Below are 23,820 nucleotides of genomic sequence, written 5' to 3'. Positions count from 1 at the left end.
AAGTCAGGAGAACGCCAGTGTCGGACCGCATCGATCACCTGCTCACCGAGACCCGCCGATTCGCGCCGCCGGAGGCGCTCGCGAGCGAGTCGACGACCACTGCAGAGCTCTACGAGCACGCGGCCGAGGATCGCCTCGGGTTCTGGGCGGAGCAGGCGCGCGAGCTGCACTGGGAGACGCCCTTCACCGAGGTGCTCGACTGGCAGCCGCCGCACGCGCGGTGGTTCCACGACGGCACGCTCAACGTGGCCGTCAACTGCCTCGACCGCCACGTCGAGGCAGGCAACGGCGATCGGGTCGCGCTGCACTGGGAGGGCGAGCCCGGCGACCGCCGCACCATCACCTACGCCGAGATGACCGCCGAGGTGAAGCGGCTCGCGAACGTGCTGACGTCGCTCGGCGTCAAGGCCGGCGACCGCGTCGCGATCTACCTGCCGATGCTGCCCGAGGCCGTCGCCGCGATGCTCGCGTGCGCCCGCATCGGCGCCGTGCACACCGCCGTCTTCGGCGGCTTCAGCCCCTCCAACCTCCGCAGCCGCATCGACGATGCGGGCGCGACGCTCGTCATCACGACCGACGGCGCGTGGCGCAAGGGCAAGGTCTTCCCGCTCAAGCCGACCGTCGACGAGGCGCTCCGCGAGCCGGGCCACGGCGTCACGAACGTGCTCGTCGTCCAGCGCGGCGAGAACGAGATCGCCTGGGTGGAGGGCCGGGACGTCTGGTACCACGACGCGATGGCGGATGCGTCGGACGAGCACGAGGCGCAAGGCTTTCCCGCCGAGCACCCGCTCTTCATCCTCTACACCTCCGGCACGACCGGGAAGCCGAAGGGCATCCTGCACACGAGCGGCGGCTACCTGACGCAGACCTCGTTCACCCACCGGCACGTCTTCGACCTCAAGCCCGAGACCGACGTCTACTGGTGCACCGCCGACATCGGCTGGGTCACCGGGCACAGCTACGTCGTCTACGGACCGATGGCGAACGGCACGACGCAGGTCATGCACGAGGGCACCTTCGACACCCCGACGCCCGAGCGGCCGTGGCAGATCATCGAGCGCTACGGCGTCACGATCTTCTACACCGCGCCCACGGCCATCCGCACCTTCATGAAGCTCGGCCGCCAGCACACGCAGTCGAGCGACCTCTCGAGCCTGCGCGTGCTCGGCACGGTGGGCGAGCCCATCAACCCCGAGGCGTGGATGTGGTACCGCGACGTCGTCGGCGGCGGCACGACGCCGGTCGTCGACACGTGGTGGCAGACCGAGACCGGCGCGATCATGATCTCGGCGCTCGCCGCGGTGACGACGCTCAAGCCCGGCAGCGCGCAAGTACCGATCCCGGGCATCGAGATCGACGTGCTCGACGAGTCGGGCGCCTCGGTCGGCGACGGCGAGGGCGGGCTGCTCGTCGTGACGAGCCCGTGGCCGTCGATGCTGCGCACGATCCACGGCGACGACGAGCGCTACCGCGAGACGTACTGGGAGAAGTTCGGCGACAAGTACTTCGCGGGCGACGGCGCCCGCAAGGACGAGGACGGCGAGATCTGGCTGCTCGGCCGCGTCGACGACGTCATGAACGTCTCGGGCCACCGGCTCTCGACGGCCGAGATCGAGTCGTCGCTCGTCGCGCACGACGGCGTCGCCGAGGCGGCCGTGGTGGGGGCGACGGATGCGACGACGGGCCAGGCGGTCGTGGCATTCGTGATCCTGAAGCAGTCCGCGTCCCGCGAGCACTCCATCGAGGAGGCGGAGCAGATCCTGCGCCAGCACGTCGCGAGCGACATCGGCGCGATCGCGCGGCCGCGGCAGGTGTTCATCGTGCCCGACCTGCCGAAGACCCGCTCGGGAAAGATCATGCGGCGGCTGCTGCGCGACCTCGCCGAGGGCCGCGACCTCGGCGACACGACGACGCTCGCCGACCAGGGCGTGGTCGAGGCGATCCGCTCCCAGCTGCGGTAGCCGCCCCGTTGGTCGAGTAGCGCCGCAGGCGCGCGTCGAGACCGGTCGCCCCGTCTCGATACGGCCCTGCGGGCCTACTCGACGATCGGCAGGTCAGGCGAAAGCGGCGATGACCTCGACCTCGACGGGCGCGCCGAGCGGCAGCTCCGCGACGCCGACGGCGCTGCGGGCGTGCTTGCCTGCGTCGCCGAAGATCTCGCCGAGCACGTTGCTCGCGCCGTTGACGACGCCCGGCTGGCCGTGGAACCCATCCGCCGAGGCGACGAAGCCGACGACCTTCACGATGCGCGTGATGCGGTCGAGCGAGCCGATCTCGGCGTCGATCGCGGCGAGCGCGTTGAGCGCGCACTGCTTCGCATCGAGCATCGCCTCGTCGGCCGAGACCTCAGCGCCGACCTTGCCGGTGCGGGGCAGCTGCCCGTCGACCATCGGCAGCTGGCCGGAGGTGTAGACGAAGCCGTTCGCCGAGACCGCCGGCACGTAGGACGCGACCGGCGGGACGACCGCGGGCAGCTGGAAGCCGAGCTCCTCGAGCCGCTGCGCGATGCTCACGCGCCGGCCCCGATCGGGCGCTTCAGGAACGCGACGAGCCCGCCCTCGGGGCCGTTCGCGACGTGCACGAGCTCCCATCCGTCGGCTCCCCAGGTGTTGAGGATCGCCGTCTCGCGGTGGATGAGCAGCGGCGTCGTCGCGTACTCCCAAGTCGTGGTCGCCATCGTTCTGCAGCCCTCAGCTCTCATAGGTCGGTGCCGTACCCTCGTATGCTATGGCCGCTTCACGTCACAAGCCAGGAAGCCTGCTCGGCTCCCTCCTGGGTCTCATCGGGTTCAGCGCGATCGCCGGCATCCTCGTCTCGGCGACGCTCACCCCTGCCCTGGCGGTCGCGTCGAGCACCGCGAACAGCGGCCTCGACATCTTCGAGAGCCTGCCGACGTACTCGCAGATCACCCAGCAGGCCGAGCGCAACCGCATCTACGGCCTCCGCGACGGGCAGCCGGTCGAGATCGCGCAGTTCTACAGCCAGGACCGCCAGGTGCTGCAGTGGCAGCAGGTGCCGCGCACCGCGGTCGACGCGCTCGTCGCCGGCGAGGACCGCCGCTACTACTCGCACAGCGGGGTCGACGCCCCCTCAGTCGTGCGCGCGGGCCTGTCGCAGCTCGGCTTCGGCGGAGATTCGGGCGCATCGACGCTCACGATGCAGCTCGTGCGCCAGCAGATCGCGATCGACGCGTGCCTCTCGGATGACGAGGCCGCGCAAGCGGTGTGCGACCAGCAGTACACCGAGTCGTACCAGCGCAAGCTCGCCGAGATGCGACTCTCGATCAGCCTTGAGCAGCGCTACACGAAGAACGAGATCCTGCTCGCCTACCTCAACATCGCGAACTTCGGCGGCAACGTCTACGGCATCGAGTCGGGCGCGCAGCGCATCTTCGGCAAGCCGGCGGCGGAGCTCTCGGTCGCGGAGTCGGCGGCGCTCATCGCGACGGTGCAGAACCCGTCGATCCGCAACCTCTTCAACGCCGACAACTTCGCGCGCAACCAGGAGCGACGCGACTTCATCATCCGCAACATGGCCTCGGAGGGCTTCATCACCGCCGAGGAGCGCGATGCCGCGCTCGCCATCCCGGTCGATGAGAGCTTCGTCAACATCCAGCCGCCGAACAACGGCTGCATCGCCGGCTACGACTCCGCGCGGTTCTTCTGCGACTACGTGCAGCGCGTGCTCGCGGTCGACCAGGTCGACGGCCACCACATCCTCGGCGCGACCCCGGAGGACAACGCGCGCGCGCTCGCGCAGGGCGGCTACCAGATCTTCACGTCGATCGACCTCGATCTCAACGACTCGGTGCAGCAGGTCGTCGACGCGCAGGTGCCGAACGACGAGACCCGCTGGCAGTCCGGCGCCGCCGTCACGCAGCTCGAGGTCGGCACCGGCCGCATCCTGACGATGGTGCAGAACAAGGACTACGACAGCCGCACCGACCACGCGCCCACCGGCACGGCGGTCAACTTCAACGCCGACTTCGAGCACGGCCGCTCCAGCGGGTTCCAGCCGGGCTCGGGCTTCAAGGTCTTCACGCTCGCGCAGTGGGTCATCGACGGGCACTCGGTCAACCAGCAGCTGGATGCCACGCGCTCCGAGTGGCCGGCGGGCTCGTTCCGCGCCGAATGCACGGGTCTGCGCTCGGAGGCGTGGAACCCGCAGAACAACGAGGGCAACGAGTACACCCGCATGACGCCGACGGAGATCATGGTGAACTCCGTCAACACCGGCATCGCGCGGATGGCGAGCGAGCTCGACCTGTGCGACATCCACGAGACCGCCGAGCGCATGGGGGCGTACCCCGCCGAAGCCGACGGGGAGTGGGACATCTTCGCCCCGGCCGTCATCGGCTCGGGATCCAACGTCACGCCGATGGGCATGGCGTCGGCGTTCGCGACGATCGCGAACGGCGGCATCTACTGCAAGCCGCTCGCGATCGACCGCATCGTCGCGCGCGACGGCACCGAGGTGCAGCCGCCGGTCCAGGAGTGCGAGGAGGCCATCTCGCCCCAGGTCGCGTCGGTCCTGCAGTCAGTCCTGACGACCGTCACCGAGCGCAACCCCATCAACCGCCCGCCCGGCTCGACGCCGGTCATCTCGAAGACGGGAACGACGAACGGGGTCGTGCAGACGTGGGTCAACGGCTCGAGCCCGACCGTCGCGACGGCGGTCTGGGTCGGCAACATCGTGGGCAACTACTCGCTCCAGCCGCGCTGGAACGTGCGCTCGACGATCTTCCGGACGGCGATGGGCGAGGCGATCGCCCGCTACCCCGGCGGGCAGTTCCTCGCGCCCGACGCCGACACGGTGCGCGGCAACGCGAGCGAGCTGCCGGACGTGAGCGGCCAGTCGGTCGACGCCGCCAAGGCGTCGCTCGAGGCGGCCGGGTTCACGGTGCAGGTCGCAGACCCGGTCGCGGGCTCGCAGGCCGAGGGCAGCGTCGAGTACACCGCCCCGGGCGCCGGTGCGCTCGTGACGACCTCGACGCCGATCATCATCTACCCCTCGAGCGGCACCGCGGCCGCGAGCCCATCGCAAGCGCCGGAAGGGGCGCAGGCGTGGCCCGACGTGGTCGCGCAGTCGCTCGCCGACGCGAGGGCGACGCTCGCCGACGCGGGCTTCGACCCCGCGCTCGTGCAGGTGACGTGGCAGGACCACGGTGAGAGCAACCTCTGCACCGTGCTGGCGCAGAACCCGCTCGCGGGCAGCCCAGGCGAGCCGACCGACCCGATCTCGCTCGTCGTGGGCTCGAACGCCTCCGGGGGCGACCCTGGCTGCTAGCCCGAGGGCCCTCGGCGCAGTCGTCGGCGGCGTGCTCGCGGCCGGCGCCGCCGTGGGCGCCTACGCGACCGCGATCGAGCCGCGAGCCTTCCGCATCCGTCGTGAAGAGCTCCGGATCCTGCCCACCGGCGCCCGCCCCCTCACGCTGCTGCACCTCGCCGACATCCACCTCGCGCCGTGGCAGCGGGCGAAGCTCGAGTGGCTCGAGGGGCTGACCTCGGTCGAGCCCGACCTCGTCGTCAACACCGGCGACAGCCTCGGTCACAGCGCGGCCGTGCCGGTGCTGGCGGATGCGCTGCGCGTCTTCCAGGGCGTGCCCGGCTTCTTCGTGCACGGCTCGAACGACGTCTTCGGTCCGCAGCTGAAGAACCCGCTGCGCTACTTCGCCGGGCCGTCGAAGGAGCCCGCTGGCAGCGGGCCCGAGCGGCTCGACCTCGCGGCGCTCGAGCGCGCGTACGAGGGCCTCGGCTGGCTCGACGTCAACAACTCGGCGCGCGCGATCGAGGTCAAGGGCACGACGGTCGCCGCCTTCGGCGTCGCCGACCCGCACCGCTCGTGGGATCGGCTCGACGAGACCGAGGCCGCCATCTCGCGCATGCGGAAGGCGCTCGGCGACGCGCCGCGCACGACGCTCGGCATCACGCACGCGCCCTACCGACGCATCCTCGATGCCTTCGTCGACCTCGGGGCGGATGCGATCCTCGCGGGGCACACGCACGGCGGCCAGGTGCGGGTGCCGGGCGGGCACGCGATCGTCACGAACTGCGACATCCCCCGCGAGCAGGCATCGGGGCTGAGCACGTGGAGCCACGAGGGTCGCTCGGTGCCGCTCGGCGTCTCGCAGGGCATCGGCGCGTCGATCTTCGCGCCGTTCCGGCTGGGCACGCCGCCCGAGGCGGTCGTGATGTCGCTCGTGCCCCGCGACGTCGGGTAGACTGGTGCGGTTGCGCGGGCGAGCCTAGGCTCGAGTCGGGCAGCACCGGGGTGTGGCGCAGCTTGGTAGCGCGCGTCGTTCGGGACGACGAGGTCGCAGGTTCAAATCCTGTCACCCCGACAGACGACGAGAGGGCTCCTGCCGAAGGCAGGGGCCCTCTCGTCGTCTCTCGGGCTGTCGTGACGGGATTTGAACCGTAGGTTCATACGGAATCCGCCGGTTCGAGCGGCCGCGAAGCGGTCGCGAGCCGCGCGGATTCCGCTGTCACCGGTCCCCAGCCTCCCGGCGGAGCACCGCTCCGCCGGACCCGACCACGGACTCGCTGTCGCCGCGACGACGTCTCGATACGCCGCCTCCGGCGGCTACTCGACGAGCGGGTGGAGCGAGACGGCCGCTCAACGAGCGGCAGCAGCGCCCAACCGCCCGCCCGACTCCTCGAGGTAGCACGACGCGCACAGCGACTCGTAGGTGACCGTCTCGCCGTCGATCGCGACCTGGTCGCCGTCGAAGACGAACCGCTCCCCCACCTTGCGGCCGTTGAACAGCGCCTTGCGTCCGCAGCGGCAGATGGTCTTGAGCTCCTCGAGCGAGTGCGCGAGCTCGAGCAGCCGCGCCGAGCCGGGGAACGCGTGCGTGAGGAAGTCGGTGCGGATGCCGTACGCGAGCACCGGGACGCCGCGCTCGACGGCGACGCGGAGCAGCTCGTCGACCTGCTCGGGGCGGAAGAACTGGGCCTCGTCGACGAGCAGGCACGCGACACGGGCGTCGTCCCGCGCCGCCGCGGCGTCGAACGCATCCATCACCGACTGGTCGTGCGCGACGAGGAAGTCGACCTCGCGCGTCACGCCGAGCCGCGAGACGATCTCGCGCGCGCCCTTCGTGTCGGTCGCCGGCTTCGCGAGCAGCACGCGCTGGCCGCGCTCCTCGTAGTTGAACGCCGCCTGCAGGAGGCCGGTGGACTTGCCGGAGTTCATCGCCCCGTACCGGAAGTAGAGCTTCGCCATCCCTACAGGATGCCGTCCTCTTCAGCGCGCGAGATGAGCTCGGCGCGCTTGCCGGCCGGGCGATCCAGCGCGGCGTACTTCGCGCGCACCCGGCGGAGGAACGTCTTCGCGGTCTCGTAGCCGACGCCCATCTCGGCCGCGACCTGCACGGTCGAGTGGCCCTGCACGTAGTGGGCGAGCGCGCGGCGCTCGCTGTGCGAGAGACGCGGCCGGCGGTCGGCCGGGTCGATCGCCCGCGGTCGTCGCCTGCGGGCGGCGCGGTCCACCCCGGCGCACGAGCGCGCGACCTCGGCCGGGGAGGCGCCCTCGGTCACGATGACGGCGCCCGCGGTCTCGAGCGACTCGCGAAGCCCGTGGTCGGCGTCGCTGTGGACGACGACGGCCGCGCCAGCGGTGATCGCGGTGCGCGCGTGCGCGAGCAGCGGGGCGCCGGCGGGCTCGACGAGGAGCACGACGTCGCCGGGGAACTCCTTCGCCCGCACCAGGTCGACGAATCGCTCGGCGGCCGCGACGAGCTCGAGCCGGGGCTCGGCTGCGATCGCAGCCCGCAGACTGGCAGCGGTCGTCGGCGGGGCGACGACGCTGACCTTGCGCCGCTGGGGAGGCGCGCCGGTGTTGCTCATGGTGGTCCTGTCAGGCGATCGCGCGGGACGCGCCCGCGGCCTCGAGCTCGGCGCTCGGGGCATCGACGAGCCGCAGCACGCGCGCGGTGCGCTCGAGCGTCTCGCGCGCGGCCTCGGGATCGTCGTTGAGCTTGCTCCCGTAGCTCGGGATGAGCTGCTGGAGCTTCGGGCGCCATGCGGGCAGCCGCTCGGGGAAGCAGCGCTCGAAGATCGTGAGCATGATGTGCACGGCGGTGGAGGCGCCCGGGGAGGCCCCGAGCAGGCCGGCGATCGTGCCGTCGGCGCCGGTGACCACCTCGGTGCCGAACTGCAGCACTCCGCCCTTCTCCGGGTCCTTCTTCATGACCTGCACCCTCTGCCCGGCCGTGATGAGGCGCCAGTCCTCGTCCTTCGCGTTGGGCATGAACTCGCGGAGCGCCTCGAGCCGCTGCGTCCGGGTCGCGAACACCTCTCCCATCAGGTAGCCGACGAGGTCGAGGTTCGCAAGGCCGGCCCGGATCATCGGGTAGAGGTTGTGGCCCTTGATCGTCTCGAACATGTCGGTGTACGAGCCGGTCTTCAGGTACTTCGGGCTCCAGCCCGCATAGGGGCCGAAGAGCAGGCTCGCCTCGCCATCGACGACGCGCGTGTCGAGGTGCGGCACCGACATCGGTGGGGCGCCGACGCTCGCCTTGCCGTAGACCTTCGCGTTGTGGCGCGCGACGACCTCGGGGTTGTCGGTGCGGAGGAACGCGCCCGTGATCGGGAACCCGGCGAAGCCCTTTGCCTCGGGGATGCGCGACTTCTGCAGCAGCTTCAGCGCTCCGCCGCCGCCGCCGACGAAGACGAAGCGCGCGTGGATCTCGGTGCTGTTCTGGCCCACCTCATGGCGCAGCTTCAAGCGCCACAGCCCATCGGAGCGGCGCTTGAGCCCCGTGACGGTCGTGTCGGTGTAGACCTTCGCGCCGTCCTCGACGAGCTTCGCGAGCAGCATCCGGGTGAGCGCGCCGAAGTCGACGTCGGTGCCGTCGGTCGAGCGGGTCGCGGCGATGCGCTGCGACTTCTTCCGGCCCGGGATGAGCGTGGGCGCCCACTCGCGGATGACCTCTGGGTCCTCGGAGAACTCGATGCCCGCGAAGAGCGGCTCGTCCTTCAGCAGCTCCCAGCGGCGGCGCAGGTAGTCGACGTTCGCGTCGCCCCACACGAAGGTCATGTGCGGCGTGGGCGAGATGAAGCCCTTGGGGTCGGGCAGCGTGCCGTCCTCGACGAACGACGCCCACAGCTGACGGGAGAGCTGGAACTGCTCGTTGATGTCGATCGCCTTCGCGGCGGTCATCGAGCCGTCGGGGCCCTCGGGCATGTAGTTGAGCTCGCAGAGCGCCGCGTGCCCCGTGCCCGCGTTGTTCCACGGGTCGGAGGACTCCATGCCGACCTTCGGCAGCCGCTCGAACACCTCGATCCTCCAGGAGGGCTCGAGGCGGTGGAGGAGCGCACCGAGCGTGGCGCTCATGATGCCTCCGCCGATGAGGGCGACGTCGATGGTCTTGGTCACACCGAGATTCTAGGACGTTCGCCCATGAAGCACGCCTCGCGCCGTGCTCGCGTCCAGCATCCTCGGCCTAGCCTGAGCCATCCGACGGCGGAAGGAGCCACCATGGGAATCCTGGATGAGGCGAAGGGTCGGCTCGGCGAGGCGGCCGAGTGGGTCAAGGACACGGCATCGCACCTGGGCGAGTCGACGCAGGGCGCCGGTCGCGCGCTCGGCGAGCGGGCGGCCGAGGCTCGGCACCGCGTCGCCGGCGCCAAGGGCGGCGAGGGCGACGGCGGGCGCGACGAGCCCTCTCGCGACGGCGAGGCGGCGACCGCGTCGCACTCGGGCGGCGGCGGCGACGTCGCGACCGAGTGGGTCGACGTGGCGACCGATCCCGACGCCGGCGGGCCGCAGGCCGAGGACGGCACGGACGCCGCGGCCGACGACGAGCCCGTCGACGGCCCGCAGAACCCGCTCTGACGCGCGATGCGCGGGCTCCGGCCCGCGCCTCGTCAGTCGAGCAGGCGCGCGACGAGCGCGGCGAGCTGCACCGCGTTGAGCGCGGCGCCCTTGCGCAGGTTGTCGTTCGCGACGAACAGCACGAGCCCCTTGCCGGGCTCGGCCGACTGATCGGCGCGGATGCGTCCCACGAGCGAGACGTCGGCCCCGGCAGCCCGCAGCGGGGTCGGGATCTCGACGAGCTCGACGCCGGGGGCGCCCTCGAGCACCGCCGCCGCCTGCTCGGGCGACAGCTCGCGCTCGAACTCCGCGTGGATCGCGAGCGAGTGGCCGGTGAAGACGGGCACGCGCACGCACGTGCCCGCGACGCGCAGCTCGGGACGCTCGAGGATCTTCCGCGACTCGTTGCGCAGCTTCTGCTCCTCGTCGGTCTCGGCCGAGCCGTCGTCGACGAGGTTTCCCGCGAAGGGCAGCACGTTGTGCGCGATGGGCTCGCGGTAGACGCCCGGCTCTCCCATCTCGACGGCGCCGCCGTCGTGGGTGAGCCGCTCGGGCGCCTGCGCCGCGGCGCGCTCGAGCTGGCCGCGCAGCTCGTCGACGCCCGCGAGGCCGGAGCCCGAGACCGCCTGGTACGTCGCGACCACGAGGCGCACGAGTCCGGCCTCGCGATCGAGCGGCTTGAGCACCGGCATCGCCGCCATGGTCGTGCAGTTGGGGTTCGCGATGATGCCCTTGACCGCGCCGGTGATCGCGTGCGGGTTGACCTCGGAGACGACGAGCGGCACCTCCGGGTCCATCCGCCAGGCGGACGAGTTGTCGACCACGATGACGCCCGCCTCGGCGAACCGGGGCGCGAGGCGCTTCGAGGTGCTGCCGCCCGCCGAGAAGATCGCGACGTCCAGGCCCGACGGGTCGGCCGCATCCGCGTCCTCGACGGTGATCGCGCGGCCGCGGAACTCGATCGTCGTGCCCGCCGAGCGCGCGGAGGCGAACAGCCGCAGCTCGGCGAGCTCGAGCGAGCCCTGCTCGAGCAGCCGCAGCACGACGCCGCCGACCTGGCCCGTCGCGCCGACCACGCCGAGGCGGATGGGGCGCGCCTCGCCGGGCTCGTCGGCCAGCCGGCGGATCATCGGCCCGTCCCAGCGTGCACGACCGCGTCCTGCTCGGCGTCGAGCTCGAAGGCCGAGTGCACGACGCGCACGGCCTCGACCACCTGGTCGGCGCGCGTGACGACCGAGATGCGGATCTCGGAGGTCGAGATCATCTCGATGTTGATGCCCGCCTCCGAGAGGGCGCGGAACAGGCGCGCCGAGACGCCCGTGTTCGTGCGCATCCCCGCCCCGACGAGGGCGAGCTTGCCGATCTGGTCGTCGTGCTGGATCGACTCGAAGCCGACCTCTGCCCGCTCGGCCTCGAGCGCCTGCATCGCGGGCCCGGCCTCCGCCTTCGGGAGCGTGAAGGAGATGTCGGTGCGGCCCGTCGCCGCCTCCGAGACGTTCTGCACGATCATGTCGACGTTCGCGCCGGTCTCGGCGACGATCGTGAAGATGCGTGCGGCGGTGCCCGGCACGTCGGGCACCCCGACGACGGTGACCTTCGCCTCGGACAGGTCGTGGGCGACCCCGACGATCATCGGCTCTTCCATGGTGGAACCAGCTCTCTTCGAGTCGTAGACGATGGTGCCCTCGTCGTTCGTGAACGACGAGCGCACGTGGAGGGTGACGCCGTGGCGGCGCGCGTACTCGACGCTGCGGATGTGCAGCACCTTCGCGCCGGCGGCGGCGAGCTCGAGCATCTCCTCGCTCGTGACGCGGGGGATGCGCCGGGCCCTGGGGACGACGCGGGGGTCGGCGGTGAAGACTCCGTCGACGTCGGTGTAGATCTCGCACACGTCGGCGCCGAGCGCCGCGGCGAGCGCGACGGCCGACGTGTCGGAGCCGCCGCGGCCGAGGGTCGTGATGTCGCCGGTCACCTTGTTGAAGCCGGCGAAGCCCTGCACGATCGCGATCTGGCCGCGATCGAGCGCCTGCCGGACGCGGCCGGGCGTGACGGAGATGATGCGCGCGGAGCCGTGGCGGTCGTCGGTGAGCATGCCCGCCTGGCTGCCGGTGAACGAGACGGCCTCCGCGCCCTGCGACTTGATCGCCATCGCGAGCAGCGCCATCGAGATGCGCTCGCCCGCGGTCAGGAGCATGTCGAGCTCGCGGCCCCCGGCCGGCAGGTTGGGCACGACGGCGTTCGCGAGGTCGAGGAGCTCGTCGGTCGTGTCGCCCATGGCCGAGACGACCACGACGATGTCGTCGCCGCGCTTGCGCGATTCGACGATGCGCTTCGCGACGCGCTTGATCCCCTCGGCGTCGCCCACGCTGGACCCGCCGAACTTCTGCACGATGAGGCTCACGCCGCTCCTTACACGTCCCGGACTGATCAAGTCTAGGCTTCGGCCGCATGCGCCGGCGGCTCCTGCCTCAGCGCTCGACGGTGCGGCGTCCCTCGAAGGCGCGACCGAGGGTCATCTCGTCGGCGAACTCGAGGTCGCCGCCGACCGGCAGCCCGCTCGCGAGCCGCGACACCCGCACGCCGAGCGGCAGGAGGGTGCGGATGAGGTAGGTCGCGGTGGCCTCGCCCTCGACGTTGGGATCGGTGGCGATGATGACCTCCTGGACCGAGGCGTCCTGCAGCCGGGTCATGAGCGAAGCGACGCGCAGCTGGTCGGGACCGACGCCCTGCATGGGGTTCAGGGCGCCGCCGAGCACGTGGTAGAGCCCGCGGTACTCACGCGTGCGCTCGATCGCGACGACGTCCTTCGCCTCCTCGACGACGCAGATCGCCGTGGGCACGCGGCGCGGGTCGCGGCAGATCGCGCAGCGCTCCTCCTCGCCGATGTTGCCGCAGATGACGCAGAAGCGCACCCGCTGCCGCACGGTCTGCAGGATCGTCGCGAGCCGGTCGACGTCGAACGACTCGGTCTGGATGATGTGGAACGCGATCCGCTGCGCCGACTTCGGGCCGACGCCCGGGAGCCGGCCGAGCTCGTCGATGAGGTCCTGGACGATGCCGTCGTACACGCGCTAGCGCTCCCCTCGCACCCGCGGGCGCTCCTCGATGAGCTCGGCTCCGAGCTCCTCCCGCACCACGGCCTCCCCGTAGCGCGCGACCTGCGATGCGCTGAGCGCGGGCTCCGGCGCGGGCGCCGAGCGGGCGAGCTCGTCGAGCGACGGCCCGGTCGGCGCGGGGCGCTCCTCGACGACCGGCGCGGGCATCGCCGGTGCCGGCGCATCGGGCGCCGACACGAACGAGAACGGGTCGGGCTCCGGCTCGTCGGGCAGCGGCGGCTCGGGCATGTCCTCCGGCGGCGCCTCAGCGTCGCTCGGGATCGCCGCGACGGCCCAGCCCGTCACGGGGCCGGGCGCTGCGGTCGCGGCGGGCCGGTTCGAGGCGGATGCCGTGGTCGGTGCGGGCGCGGCGACGCGCGGCTGCGCAGCCGCGGGCGGGGCGCCTCGGTGCACGTCGTCGTCCGCGTCGGCGGGCTGCTCCTTCGCGCCGCGCGGCGCGGCCTCGGCTCGGGCGATGTACTTCACCTCGATGCCGAGCAGCGACTTGATCGCCGCTCGAAGGAGGTCGGCGACGCTCGGCTTCGCGCCCTGCGACTCGCGGAAGTGCTGGATGTCGGCCTCGGACTGGAAGCCGAGGACGAGCACGTCGCCGGGCCGCAGCTCCTTGGGCGTGATCGCGGTCGCGACCATCCACGCGGAGCGCTGCTGGTCGGCGAGCTTCTGCAGCACCTCGTCCCACGAGTCGCGCAGCTGCTGGAACGTGATCGGCTCGGCGGGCGCCGCGACCGGTGCCGCGGCCGGGGTGACGTCAGCGTTCGCGGACCCCGTTCCGGCAAGGGGACCCGAGATCTCGGGTCCGCTCGCCGCGATCGGGTCCGCTTCGGGTCGCGTGACAGGCTGCGGGGCGGGAGCGGGCGCAGAAGCGGCGGCTGCAGCCGGGGCGGACTGCGCCACTGCTGGGGCGGAAGGCGCCGCGGCGGGAGGGGACTGCGTCGGAGCAGCAGCACGCTTCACCGGCGCGGGGGCCGACTTCGCGGGAGCCGGCGCGGAGGTCGCGGGCGCAGCGGAGGGGGTCGCGGGCGCAGGGGCGGCTGGTCCAGGCGCGGCCGGCGTGGATGCGGCGGGCGCGGCCGCAGCCGGCGTGGACGCGACGGGCGTGGGCGCCGCGCCGTCGAGCCGCTGCTCGATCCGCTCGACGCGCGCGATCGTGCCGACCTCGGGGTCGCCCGACTCGGGCACGAGCAGCCGCGCCGCCATGAGCTCGAGGTGGAGCCTGGGGCTCGTGGCGCCCGCCATGTCGGTGAGCGACTTCGCGACGATGTCGGCCGCGCGCGAGAGCTCCGCTCCGCCGAAGCCGCGCGCTTGCGCGACGAGCGTCTCGAGCTCCTCGGCGGGCACGCCGTGCAGGATCGCCGCCGGGTCCTTCGCGGCGCGCGCGACGATGAGGTCGCGGAGCCGCTCGAGGAGGTCCTCGACGAAGCGGCGCGGGTCCTGGCCCGACTGCACGACGCGATCGATCGACGCGAACAGGCTCGCCGCATCCGTCGCCGAGAGCGCCGCGACGATCTCGTCGAGCAGCTCGCCGTGCGTGAAGCCCAGCAGGGCGACCGCGTGCGCGTAGGTGACCGGCCCGTCGGAGCCCGCGATGAGCTGGTCGAGCAGGCTCAGGGTGTCGCGCGCGGATCCGCCGCCGGCGCGCACCACGAGGGGCAGCACGCCGGGGTCGGCGTCGACGCCCTCCTCGGCGCACAGCTGCTGCACGTACTCGAGCATCGGCGCGGGCGCGATGAGGCGGAACGGATAGTGGTGCGTGCGCGAGCGGATCGTGCCGATGACCTTCTCGGGCTCGGTCGTCGCGAAGATGAACTTGATGTGCTCGGGCGGCTCCTCGACGATCTTCAGCAGCGCGTTGAAGCCGCCGGAGGTCACCATGTGAGCCTCGTCGATGATGAAGACCTTGAAGCGGTCGCGGCTGGGCGCGAAGGTCGCGCGCTCGCGCAGATCGCGGGCGTCGTCGACGCCGCCGTGGCTCGCCGCGTCGATCTCGACGACGTCGAGCGAGCCGCCGCCGTCGCGGCCGAGCTCGACGCACGAGTCGCACTTCCCGCACGGCTCGGGGGTCGGCCCCTCGGCGCAGTTGAGGCAGCGCGCGAGGATGCGCGCGCTCGTCGTCTTGCCGCAGCCGCGCGGGCCGGAGAAGAGGTAGGCGTGGTTGACGCGGTCGGCGCGCAGCGCGGTGCGCAGCGGATCGGTCACGTGCGCCTGCCCGATGAGCTCGGAGAACGACTCCGGCCGATAGCGGCGGTAGAGGGCGGCGACCATGGGATCCAGGCTACTTCCCGCCGGTGACTCGCCGAGCCGAGGCGGTCGGCATCCGTGCCCGGACACGAAGGACTCCCCGCGCACCCGCCAGAGCCCGGTTGCCCTTGCTTCGTCTCCGACCTGGGGGAGTTGGCCTGGATGGCGCCACGCGGGGAGCCGCATCCATCGTAGCGCGATCGACCGGCGGCGCTTCGACACGCTCTGCCGCCTGCGGCGACGGAGCGGTTCAGCGAGCGGGGCGGCTGTAGCGTGTGCCGCATGCATCCGCTCGCCGCATCGGACAGCCCCTTCGACCTGTTCGCCGGCCTGCCGCTGCATCCGCTCGCGGTGCACGTGCCCGTCGTGCTGCTGCCGCTCGGCGCGCTGGGCCTGCTCGTGCTCATCGTCGTCCCGCGCTGGCGCGCCTCGCTCGCCTGGCCGGTCGTCGGCATCCTCGGCGTCGCGGCGGTCGGCGCGCTCGTCGCGAAGCTCTCGGGCGAGGCCCTCGCCGAGCGCGTCGGCTCCCCCGGCCAGCACGAGCAGCTGGGCAACTGGCTGCTCGCGACCTCGGCTGTGCTCTTCGTCGCCGCCCTCGCGTGGTGGCTGTGGCAGCGCCGCAGCGCTCGCACCCGCCGCTCGACGGGCGTCATGGGCGTGCTCGCCGGCATGCTGCTCGGCACGCTCGCGCTCGGCGCGGTCATCATCGCGGTGCTCACCGGGCACTCCGGCGCGACCTCCGTGTGGGGCGACCGCGTCGCCGCTACCCCGGCTCAGTCGCCATCCTCGCCCTCCCCGGACGCATCCGACGACGAGGGCGAGGGCGACGACATCTCGATCGCCGAGGTCGCGAGCCACGACGACTCCGCGTCGTGCTGGGTCGCGATCGAGGGCACCGTCTACGACGTCACCTCGTGGGTGGCGCGGCATCCGGGCGGGCCCGACCGTATCCTCGCCATCTGCGGCACGGATGCGTCGGAGGACTTCGGCGAGCAGCACGGCGGGCAGGCGCTCCCGACCGAGCAGCTGAGCCAGTTCGCGATCGGGGAGCTCGCGGAGCGCTGAGCCGAGCGCTCGCGCATCTGCGCGCGGAGTGCCGGCACTCTGCGATCTTCGCGCTCCAGGACCGCGGAGTGCCGACACTCTGCGCTCGGGCGGCGCGGGCGCGGGGGCGGCGGGCGGCGGGCCGCGGCTACTCGACTGGCGTTCGGGGGTCGACGAGCGCGGCGACCTGCCGCGCGATCTCGAGCTCCTCGTTCGTCGGCACGACCCACACCTCGATCGGCGAGCCGTCGGCCGAGATGCGGCGCTCGCCGCGGCCGGCGTTCCGCTCGGGGTCGAGCACGATGCCGAGGCCCTCGAGCCCCGCGAGCGCGACCTCGCGCACCCTCGTGGCGTTCTCGCCGATGCCCGCGGTGAACGCGATCGCGTCGGTGTGGCCGAGGTGCGCGAGGTAGGCGCCGACGGTGCCGCGCAACCGGTGGCCGACGATCTCGAGCGCCTCGACCGCGCGCGGGATGCCGGCGTCGGCCGCCTGCAGCACGTCGCGCATGTCGCCGGTGCCGGTGAGGCCGAGCAGGCCGGAGCGCTTGTTGAGCAGGGTGTCGATCTCGTCCACCGAGAGCCCGGCGACCCGGTGCAGGTGGAAGATGACGCCGGGATCGATGTCGCCGGAGCGCGTGCCCATCACGAGCCCGGCGAGCGGCGTCATGCCCATCGACGTCTCGACGCTGCGCCCGCCCCGCACCGCGGTCGCCGACGCGCCGTTGCCGAGGTGCAGCACGATCGTGTTGACCTCGTCGAGCGGGCGCTCGAGCAGCTCGGCCATGCGGCGCGCGACGAACTGGTGGCTCGTGCCGTGGAAGCCGTACTTCCGCACGCGGTGCTCGGCGGCGATGCGCTGCTCGATCGCGTAGCGGTGCGCTGCCGGCGGGATCGTGAGGTGGAAGGCGGTGTCGAAGACCGCCACGTGCGGGTAGCCCGCGAACGTCGCCCGCGCCGAGCGGATGCCCTGCAGGTTGGCCGGGTTGTGGAGCGGCGCGAGCGGGGCGAGGTCGTCGATCTGCTGCGCGACGTCGTCGTCGATGCGCACCGCGCGGTCGAAGCGCGCGCCGCCCTGCACGACGCGGTGCCCGATGCCGAGCAGCCGCGCGGCATCGAGGTCGGGCCCGTGCACCGTGAACTGGTGCAGCACCCATCCGAACGCCTTCTCGTGATCGGGGATCATGCGCCGCTCGACGACGGCATCGCGGCCCGGCACCTCGTGCTTCGCGTCGCTCGACGTCTCGCCGATGCGCTCGATGAGCCCGCTCGCGAGCGCCGCCCCGGAGTCGACGTCGACGAGCTGGTACTTGAGGCTCGACGAGCCGGCGTTGATGACGAACACCGAGCGGGTCATGCGCTCGCCTCCGGGGCCGCGCCCTGCGCATCCGCACCCTGTGCATCAGCACCCTGCGCATCAGCACCCTGCGCCTCCGCCCCTTGGGCCTGGATCGCGGTGATCGCGATGGTGTTGACGATGTCGCTCACGAGCGCGCCGCGGGAGAGGTCGTTCACGGGCTTGTTGAGGCCCTGCAGCACCGGTCCGATCGCGAGCGCGCCCGCGGAGCGCTGCACCGCCTTGTAGGTGTTGTTGCCGGTGTTGAGGTCGGGGAAGACGAACACCGTCGCCCGCCCGGCCACCGCGCTGCCGGGCATCTTCTTGCTCGCGACCGCCGCATCCGCCGCCGCGTCGTACTGGATCGGTCCCTCGACCGGCAGCTCCGGCGCGCGCTCGCGCACGAGCGCCGTGGCCTGCCGCACGCGATCGACCTCTGCACCCGTGCCCGACTCCCCCGTCGAGTAGGAGAGCATCGCGACGCGCGGCTCGATGCCGAAGTCGCGCGCCGTCTGCGCCGACGAGACGGCGATGTCGGCGAGCTCCTCGACGGTCGGCTCTGGGATGACGGCGCAGTCGCCGTAGACGAGCACGCGGTCGGCGAGCGCCATGAGGAACACGCTCGAGACGACCGAGACGCCGGGCTTCGTCTTGATCGTCTCGAACGACGGCTTGATGGTGTGCGCGGTCGTGTGCGCCGCGCCCGACACCATCCCGTCGGCGTCGCCCACGTGCACCATGAGGGTGCCGAAGTAGCTGACGTCGAGCAGCCGCTCCATCGCCTGCTCGATCGTCACGCCCTTGTGGGCGCGCAGCCGCTGGTACTCCGCCGCGTACTTCGGCCGCAGCTCGGCGTCGTCGGTCGCGACGATGCGCGCGTCGGCGAGGTCGAGCCCGAGCCGCGCCGCGCGCTGGCGGATGGACGTCTCGTCGCCCAGGATCGTGAGCCGCGCGATGCCGCGCGCGAGCACGGTCGACGCGGCCTGGAGGATGCGGTCGTCGTCGCCCTCGGGGAGCACGATGTGACGGACGTCGGCGCGCGCTCGCTCGACGAGGCTGTGCTCGAAGATGAGCGGCGTGACGACGTCGGTCGTCGCGACCTCGAGCCGCTCGAGGAGCGCCTCAGCGTCGACGTGCTGCTCGAAGAGCGCGAGCGCCGCGTCGCGCTTGCGCTGCGTGCCGTCGATGAGCGAGCCGCGCGTGACGGCGATGCGCCGCGCGGTCTCGTACGTGCCGTGCGGGCTGCGGCCGATCGGCACGTCGAGGTCGAGGCCGTCGAGCAGCCGCTGCACCGCGGGGTGCAGGTCGAAGCCGCCGTTGAGCACGATGCCGGCGATCGAGGGGAACGTGCCCGACTGCTGCGCGAGCAGGGTGCCGACGAGCACGTCGGAGCGGTCGCCGGGCGTGACGAGGATGCCGCCCTCGATGAGCCGGTCGAGCACGTTCTCCATCGACATGCCGGCTACGACGGTGCCGAGCGACTCGCGCGCGAGCAGCTCGGCGTCGCCGCGCACGAGCTCCGCCTCGGTCGCGCGGAAGAGCGTGCCGACGCTCGGCGCGCTCAGCAGCGCATCCTCCGGGATCGACCACACGGGCACGCCCGTCGGCACGGCGTCGGCGATCGCGGCGGGGATGCCGTCGATCGCGGATGCGTCCGCTCGGTTGACGATGACGCCCGCGAGGGATGCGTGGGAGGCGGCGAGCTCGGCCGTCGTGACCTCCGCGAGCTGCCGCAGCTCGTCGGCGGAGCGGGGAGCGTCGGTCTCGGGGTGGTGTCCGCCGAGCACGAGGAGCACCGAGGCACCGAGGTTCGCGGCCACGCGCGCATTGAAGCCGAGCTCGGTGGGGCTGCCGACGTCGGTGTAGTCGGAGCCGACGATCACGATCGCGTCGAAGCGCTCGTCGATGCGGTGGAAGCGGTCGACGATCGTCGCGAGCGCCGCGTCGGCGTCGTCGTGCACCGCCGCGTAGGTCGTGCCGATCGCCTCCTCGTACGAGAGGTCGACGGCGTCGTGCGCGAGCAGCAGCTCGAGCACGGCGTCGCGCTCGGCGGACGACCTGGCGATGGGGCGGAACACCCCGACGCGCTCGACGCGCCGGCTCAGGGCTTCGACGAGCCCGAGGGCGACGATCGACTTGCCGGCGTGGCCTTCGGGCGATGCGATGACGATGCGGGTCGGCACCGGCCCAGGCTAGCGCCACGCGACTGAAGGTCACGAAACGGTAACGCTTGTGCCCCAACCTGCTGCAAACCTTTGGACAGGCTTAGGTTTAACCGCATCCGCCCCAATGAAGGGGGCTTCGTCCTGAACGAAGGATCACTCTGTGAGCACACTCAACTCGAAGCGTGTGCGCCTTCGCCGCGGCATCGCACTCACCACCGCCCTCGCGCTCAGCGCGGGGGCGTCGGTGCTTGGTGCAGCCGCAGCGAGCGCCGCGCCTCAACCACCATCGATCGACACGAGCGGCTTCGAGAGCGGCCGCTACATCGTGGTCCTGAAGGACGACTCGATGGCGACCTACCGCGGCGGCCTGCAGGGCCTCGCACGCACGGCGCCCGTCGGCACCCGGAGCATCGACGTCGATTCTCCGGCCGCCAACGCGTACGCCGCGCACCTCGAGTCGACGCAGTCGCAGGTCGCGAGCTCGATCGGCGCCGAGATCGACGCGAGCCTGACGGTGACGATGAACGGCTTCGTCGCCGACCTCAGCACCGAGCAGGCGCTCGAGCTCGCGCGCGACGGCCGCGTCTCGCAGATCTTCCCGGACGAGCTGCTGCAGATCACGCAGAGCCCGGCGAACGAGTACCTCGAGCTCGAGAACCTCTGGAACCAGGTCGGCGGCCAGGGGGAGGCGGGCGCCGGTGTCGTCGTCGGCATCCTCGACACGGGCATCGCGCCCGAGAACCCGCTCTTCGCGGGCGACGCGCTCGGCACCACGCCCGGCGCCGAGCCCTATCTCGACGGCGACACCATCGTCTTCGAGAAGGGCGACGGCACGACGTTCACCGGCTTCTGCGAGGAGGGCGAGCAGTTCTCGGCTGACGACTGCTCGACGAAGATCATCTCCGCGCGCTACTACGTCGACGGCTTCGGCCAGGCCGACCTCGGCGACGCATCGGTCGGCGAGTACGTCTCGCCGCGCGACGGCGACGGCCACGGCTCGCACACCGCCTCGACGGCGGCCGGCAACGCCGACGTGCCGATCAGCTCGGCCGGCGGCGCCGACCTCGGCACGATGAGCGGTGTCGCGCCCGAGGCGCGCATCGCCGCGTACAAGGTCTGCTGGACTGGACCCGACCCCTCGGTGACCACCGACGACGGCTGCGCGACGAGCGACTCGATCCAGGCGATCGAGCAGGCGACGATCGACGGCGTCGACGTCATCAACTACTCGATCGGCGGCGGCGCTGCCACGTCGGTGGCGACGCCGACGGACATCGCGTTCCTCGGGGCTGCCGCGGCCGGCGTCTTCGTCTCGGCCTCCGCGGGCAACGCCGGCCCCGGCGCATCGACGCTCGACCACGCCTCGCCCTGGTACACCACGGTGGCGGCCACGACCGTCCCGAACTACGAGGCGACCATCATCCTGCCCGGCGACGAGCGCATCCCCGGTGCCTCGATCACCGTGCCGATGGGTGACGGCGCCGACTCGGTGACGGGCGAGTTCATCTACGCGGGCGACATCCCCGCCGCAGGCCAGCAGGCCGCGCGTGCGGCGCTCTGCCTCCCCGGCACGCTCGACGCCGAGCGCGCCGCGGGCATGATCGTGCTCTGCGACCGCGGCGAGAACGCGCGCGCCGAGAAGTCGCAGGTCGTCGCGGACGCCGGTGGCATCGCGAGCGTGCTCGTGAACGTGACGCCGGGCTCGATCGACCTCGACGATCACGCGGTGCCGACGGTGCACGCTGACGCGCAGTACCGCGACGAGCTGCTCGCTGCAGCGCGCACGCCCGGCACGGTCATCACGCTCGAGGACGGCAACAGCTCGGGCATCGAGACGCCCGCTCCTGTCGTCGCCGGATTCTCGTCGCGCGGCCCTGCCCTCGCCGACGGCGGTGACGTCCTGAAGCCGGACATCGCTGCCCCGGGCGTCGGCATCATCGCCGCGACCGCGAACCCGGAGGACGGCGAGCCGACCTTCTCGTTCCTCTCCGGCACGTCGATGGCCGCTCCGCACGTCGCCGGCCTCGCGGCGATCTACCTCGGCGCGAAGCCGCTGGCGACGCCCGCCGAGGTCAAGTCGGCGCTCATGACGACGGCGACCGACGTGGTCACCGCCGACGGCGCCGTCTCGACCGACCCGTGGGCGCAGGGCGCCGGCTTCGTGAACACGCAGTCGATGCTCGACCCGGGCCTGATCTACCAGAACGGCACCACCGACTGGTTCGGGTACCTGCGTGGCCTCGGCTACGTGCTCCCCGACGAGTGGGTGGGCAGCCCGATCGACCCGAGCGACGTGAACATCGCGTCGATCGCGATCGGCGCCCTCGCCGGCTCGCAGACGGTGACCCGCACGGTCACCGCGCTCGAGCCCGGCGAGTACACGGCATCGGTCTCCGGTGTGCCGGGCGTCGACGTGACGGTCTCGCCGTCCACGCTGTCGTTCGCCGAGGCAGGCGACACCGCGACGTTCGAGGTGACGTTCGACGTCACCACGGCGCCGCTGTCGACCTGGTCGTCGGGCTTCCTCACCTGGAACAGCTCAGAGCACGCCGTCCGCTCGCCGCTCGCGGTGCAGCCGGTCGCAGTCGCCGCTCCGGAGTGGGTCGAGGGCACCGGCACGGTCGGCGAGACGCCCATCACGGTCGTCTCGGGCATCGACGGGTCGATCCCGCTCGCGGCGAACGGCCTCGCGCCGTTCTCGCAGCTGGCGTCCGACACCTACGAGCAGGGCGACGGGGAGTTCTACCCCTTCTCGATCCCTGCCGGCGAGCTCGTGCACTACTTCTCGCTCGACGTCGCGGATGACACGGCCGACTTCGACCTGTACGTGCTGCGCCTCAACGCAGCCGGGCAGTTCGTCGAGCAGTTCACGGCTGGGACCGGCTCGGCGGACGAGGAGCTCCTCCTCGAGTCGCCGACGCCCGGGGACTACGTGGCACTCGTCGACGCGTACGCGACCGGTGAGCAGGGCGCGACTGCGTTCTCGCTCGACCACGTCGGCGTCAGCGCGGGACAGCAGCAGGGCTCGTTCCGCACGGAGCCGGCGGCGATCGCGGGCGAGCGCGGCGAGTCGGCGACCTACACCGCCAAGTGGAACGGCCTCGCGGTCGACTCCCAGTACCTCGGCGTCGTCGGCTACGGCGGCACCGACGTGCGCACGATCGTCCGCGTGACGACCGGTGATGTGACCATGCCGACGCCCGACCGCCTCGCCGGCGAGGACCGCTTCGAGACGGCTGTCGCCATCTCGCAGCAGGGCTACCCGGAGGGCGCGGACACGGTCTACGTCGCGAGCGGCGTGCTGTTCCCCGATGGTCTCGCGGCGGCTCCCGCGGCAGCGTCGGACGACGCTCCGCTGCTGCTGACGCGACCGGATGTGCTGCCTGCATCGATCGCCGAGGAGATCGAGCGCCTGTCGCCCGAGCTCGTCGTGATCGTCGGCGGCGAGCCCTCGGTGAGCCCGGCGGTCGCCGCCGAGCTCGAGGGGCTTGCGACCGAGGTCGTCCGCATCGGCGGCGTCGACCGCTTCGAGACGAGCCGTCTCATCGCGCAGTACGCCTTCGAGGGCTCGGAGAGCGCCTTCATCGCCACCGGCCGCAACTTCCCCGACGCACTGTCGGCGGGCGCGGCAGCCGGTTCGATGAACGCTCCGATCCTGCTCGTGGACGGCAAGGCGAACGACGCCGACGCGGGCACGCTCGCTGAGCTCGACCGCCTCGGTGCGGGGAACGTGTACCTCCTCGGAGACCAGGCCTCGATGTCGAACGGCATCGAGCTGGACTTCGACAACGAGGGCCTCGTCGTCCACCGCTTCGCCGGCTCCGACCGCTTCCAGACGGCGGTGCTCGTGAACCAGGCGATCTTCCAGGGCCCCGTGCCCCGGATGTTCATCGCGAGCGGCATGAAGTTCCCGGATGCCCTGAGCGCCTCGGCGCTCGCGGCCGCCGAGGGCTCGCCGCTGTACCTGGCCACGTCGAGCTGCATCAACTCGTCGATCGTGACGGAGAGCCTGCAGCTGGGTCAGCCGCCGGTGACCCTGCTCGGCGACGAGGCGACGCTCTCGGCCGAGGTCGCGGAGTACGCCATCTGCCCGTAGCGGGTGGATGAA

17 protein-coding genes, 1 tRNA gene and 1 other RNA gene are annotated in these 23,820 nt (G+C 72.1%); 7 read left to right on the top strand and 12 right to left on the bottom strand.

The annotated features are described in order from the left end of the window. Positions 1-17: 17 nt before the first annotated feature. Positions 18-1,961 (top strand): acetate--CoA ligase, encoded by a 1,944-nt coding sequence (gene acs / locus ACP7BI_RS01505; RefSeq protein WP_425843204.1) that lies wholly within the window; start codon positions 18-20, stop codon positions 1,959-1,961. A 93-nt stretch (positions 1,962-2,054) separates the two neighbouring features. On the opposite strand, the gene ACP7BI_RS01500 is transcribed toward acs, so the two are convergent. Both ACP7BI_RS01500 and ACP7BI_RS01495 read right to left on the bottom strand, forming a co-directional pair. Then, positions 2,055-2,513 carry a RidA family protein gene (locus ACP7BI_RS01500; RefSeq protein ID WP_425843202.1) on the bottom strand — a complete coding sequence of 153 codons (459 nt, stop codon included), beginning with the start codon at positions 2,511-2,513 and terminating at the stop codon, positions 2,055-2,057. Then, entirely contained in the window at positions 2,510-2,677 is a 168-nt protein-coding gene (locus tag ACP7BI_RS01495; protein WP_425843200.1) for a hypothetical protein, read from the bottom strand. Before ACP7BI_RS01495 ends, ACP7BI_RS01500 begins: the two co-directional genes overlap by 4 nt. A gap of 50 nt (positions 2,678-2,727) precedes the next feature. On the opposite strand from ACP7BI_RS01495, the gene ACP7BI_RS01490 reads away from it, so the two are divergent. The 3 genes from ACP7BI_RS01490 (at position 2,728) to ACP7BI_RS01480 (ending at position 6,340) form a co-directional block, all read left to right on the top strand. Further along, on the top strand, positions 2,728-5,286 hold the full coding sequence (locus tag ACP7BI_RS01490; protein WP_425843198.1) for a transglycosylase domain-containing protein: 2,559 nt from the start codon (positions 2,728-2,730) through the stop codon (positions 5,284-5,286). A 31-nt stretch (positions 5,287-5,317) separates the two neighbouring features. Next, entirely contained in the window at positions 5,318-6,220 is a 903-nt protein-coding gene (locus tag ACP7BI_RS01485; RefSeq protein WP_425843196.1) for a metallophosphoesterase, read from the top strand. A 46-nt stretch (positions 6,221-6,266) separates the two neighbouring features. Then, positions 6,267-6,340 (top strand) — tRNA-Pro (locus ACP7BI_RS01480). 275 nt (positions 6,341-6,615) lie between these two features. On the opposite strand, the gene ACP7BI_RS01475 is transcribed toward ACP7BI_RS01480, so the two are convergent. Genes ACP7BI_RS01475 through ACP7BI_RS01465 form a run of 3 tightly spaced genes read right to left on the bottom strand, consistent with a single transcriptional unit; the run spans position 6,616 to position 9,378 of the window. Next, the gene (locus ACP7BI_RS01475) at positions 6,616-7,224 is read right to left on the bottom strand and encodes a thymidine kinase (RefSeq protein ID WP_425843194.1); all 609 of its coding nucleotides are present in this window, start codon (positions 7,222-7,224) and stop codon (positions 6,616-6,618) included. A gap of 2 nt (positions 7,225-7,226) precedes the next feature. Further along, the gene (locus ACP7BI_RS01470; protein WP_425843192.1) at positions 7,227-7,847 is read right to left on the bottom strand and encodes a helix-turn-helix transcriptional regulator; all 621 of its coding nucleotides are present in this window, start codon (positions 7,845-7,847) and stop codon (positions 7,227-7,229) included. Between the two features lie 10 nt (positions 7,848-7,857). Next, on the bottom strand, positions 7,858-9,378 hold the full coding sequence (locus tag ACP7BI_RS01465; protein ID WP_211447806.1) for a malate:quinone oxidoreductase: 1,521 nt from the start codon (positions 9,376-9,378) through the stop codon (positions 7,858-7,860). Between the two features lie 102 nt (positions 9,379-9,480). On the opposite strand from ACP7BI_RS01465, the gene ACP7BI_RS01460 reads away from it, so the two are divergent. Continuing rightward, complete coding sequence (locus tag ACP7BI_RS01460) at positions 9,481-9,837, top strand: hypothetical protein (RefSeq protein ID WP_425843190.1); 357 nt, start codon at positions 9,481-9,483, stop codon at positions 9,835-9,837. A gap of 32 nt (positions 9,838-9,869) precedes the next feature. On the opposite strand, the gene ACP7BI_RS01455 is transcribed toward ACP7BI_RS01460, so the two are convergent. From ACP7BI_RS01455 to ffs, 5 genes are all read right to left on the bottom strand, one after another. After that, positions 9,870-10,946 carry an aspartate-semialdehyde dehydrogenase gene (locus ACP7BI_RS01455; RefSeq protein ID WP_425843188.1) on the bottom strand — a complete coding sequence of 359 codons (1,077 nt, stop codon included), beginning with the start codon at positions 10,944-10,946 and terminating at the stop codon, positions 9,870-9,872. Further along, a complete protein-coding gene (locus ACP7BI_RS01450) occupies positions 10,943-12,217 on the bottom strand; it encodes an aspartate kinase (RefSeq protein WP_425843186.1) in 1,275 nt (424 codons plus the stop codon). The genes ACP7BI_RS01455 and ACP7BI_RS01450 overlap by 4 nt, the downstream gene beginning before the upstream one ends. A 67-nt stretch (positions 12,218-12,284) precedes the next feature. Then, positions 12,285-12,884, bottom strand: coding sequence for a recombination mediator RecR (gene recR / locus ACP7BI_RS01445; protein ID WP_425843184.1), 600 nt, complete (start codon positions 12,882-12,884; stop codon positions 12,285-12,287). 3 nt (positions 12,885-12,887) lie between these two features. After that, positions 12,888-15,194 carry a DNA polymerase III subunit gamma and tau gene (locus tag ACP7BI_RS01440; RefSeq protein ID WP_425843182.1) on the bottom strand — a complete coding sequence of 769 codons (2,307 nt, stop codon included), beginning with the start codon at positions 15,192-15,194 and terminating at the stop codon, positions 12,888-12,890. 64 nt (positions 15,195-15,258) lie between these two features. Continuing rightward, an RNA gene (gene ffs / locus ACP7BI_RS01435) (signal recognition particle sRNA small type) lies at positions 15,259-15,355 on the bottom strand. A 97-nt stretch (positions 15,356-15,452) separates the two neighbouring features. On the opposite strand from ffs, the gene ACP7BI_RS01430 reads away from it, so the two are divergent. After that, the gene (locus tag ACP7BI_RS01430; protein WP_425843180.1) at positions 15,453-16,235 is read left to right on the top strand and encodes a cytochrome b5 domain-containing protein; all 783 of its coding nucleotides are present in this window, start codon (positions 15,453-15,455) and stop codon (positions 16,233-16,235) included. 127 nt (positions 16,236-16,362) lie between these two features. Here ACP7BI_RS01430 and ACP7BI_RS01425 read toward each other — a convergent pair whose 3' ends face one another. Both ACP7BI_RS01425 and pta read right to left on the bottom strand, forming a co-directional pair. Further along, positions 16,363-17,568: an acetate/propionate family kinase gene (locus ACP7BI_RS01425; RefSeq protein WP_425843178.1), complete on the bottom strand. Its 1,206-nt coding sequence runs from the start codon at positions 17,566-17,568 to the stop codon at positions 16,363-16,365. After that, positions 17,565-19,730 (bottom strand): phosphate acetyltransferase, encoded by a 2,166-nt coding sequence (pta, locus tag ACP7BI_RS01420; protein ID WP_425843176.1) that lies wholly within the window; start codon positions 19,728-19,730, stop codon positions 17,565-17,567. The genes ACP7BI_RS01425 and pta overlap by 4 nt, the downstream gene beginning before the upstream one ends. A 142-nt stretch (positions 19,731-19,872) precedes the next feature. Between pta and ACP7BI_RS01415 the strand changes: the two genes are divergently transcribed. Beyond that, a complete protein-coding gene (locus ACP7BI_RS01415) occupies positions 19,873-23,808 on the top strand; it encodes a cell wall-binding repeat-containing protein (RefSeq protein WP_425843174.1) in 3,936 nt (1,311 codons plus the stop codon). Positions 23,809-23,820 lie beyond the last annotated feature (12 nt).

Origin of the sequence: Agrococcus sp. TSP3-2-1 (assembly GCF_049897585.1) — a bacterium.
Classification (GTDB): domain Bacteria; phylum Actinomycetota; class Actinomycetes; order Actinomycetales; family Microbacteriaceae; genus Agrococcus.
This window is presented reverse-complemented; position numbering and strand designations above follow the sequence as displayed.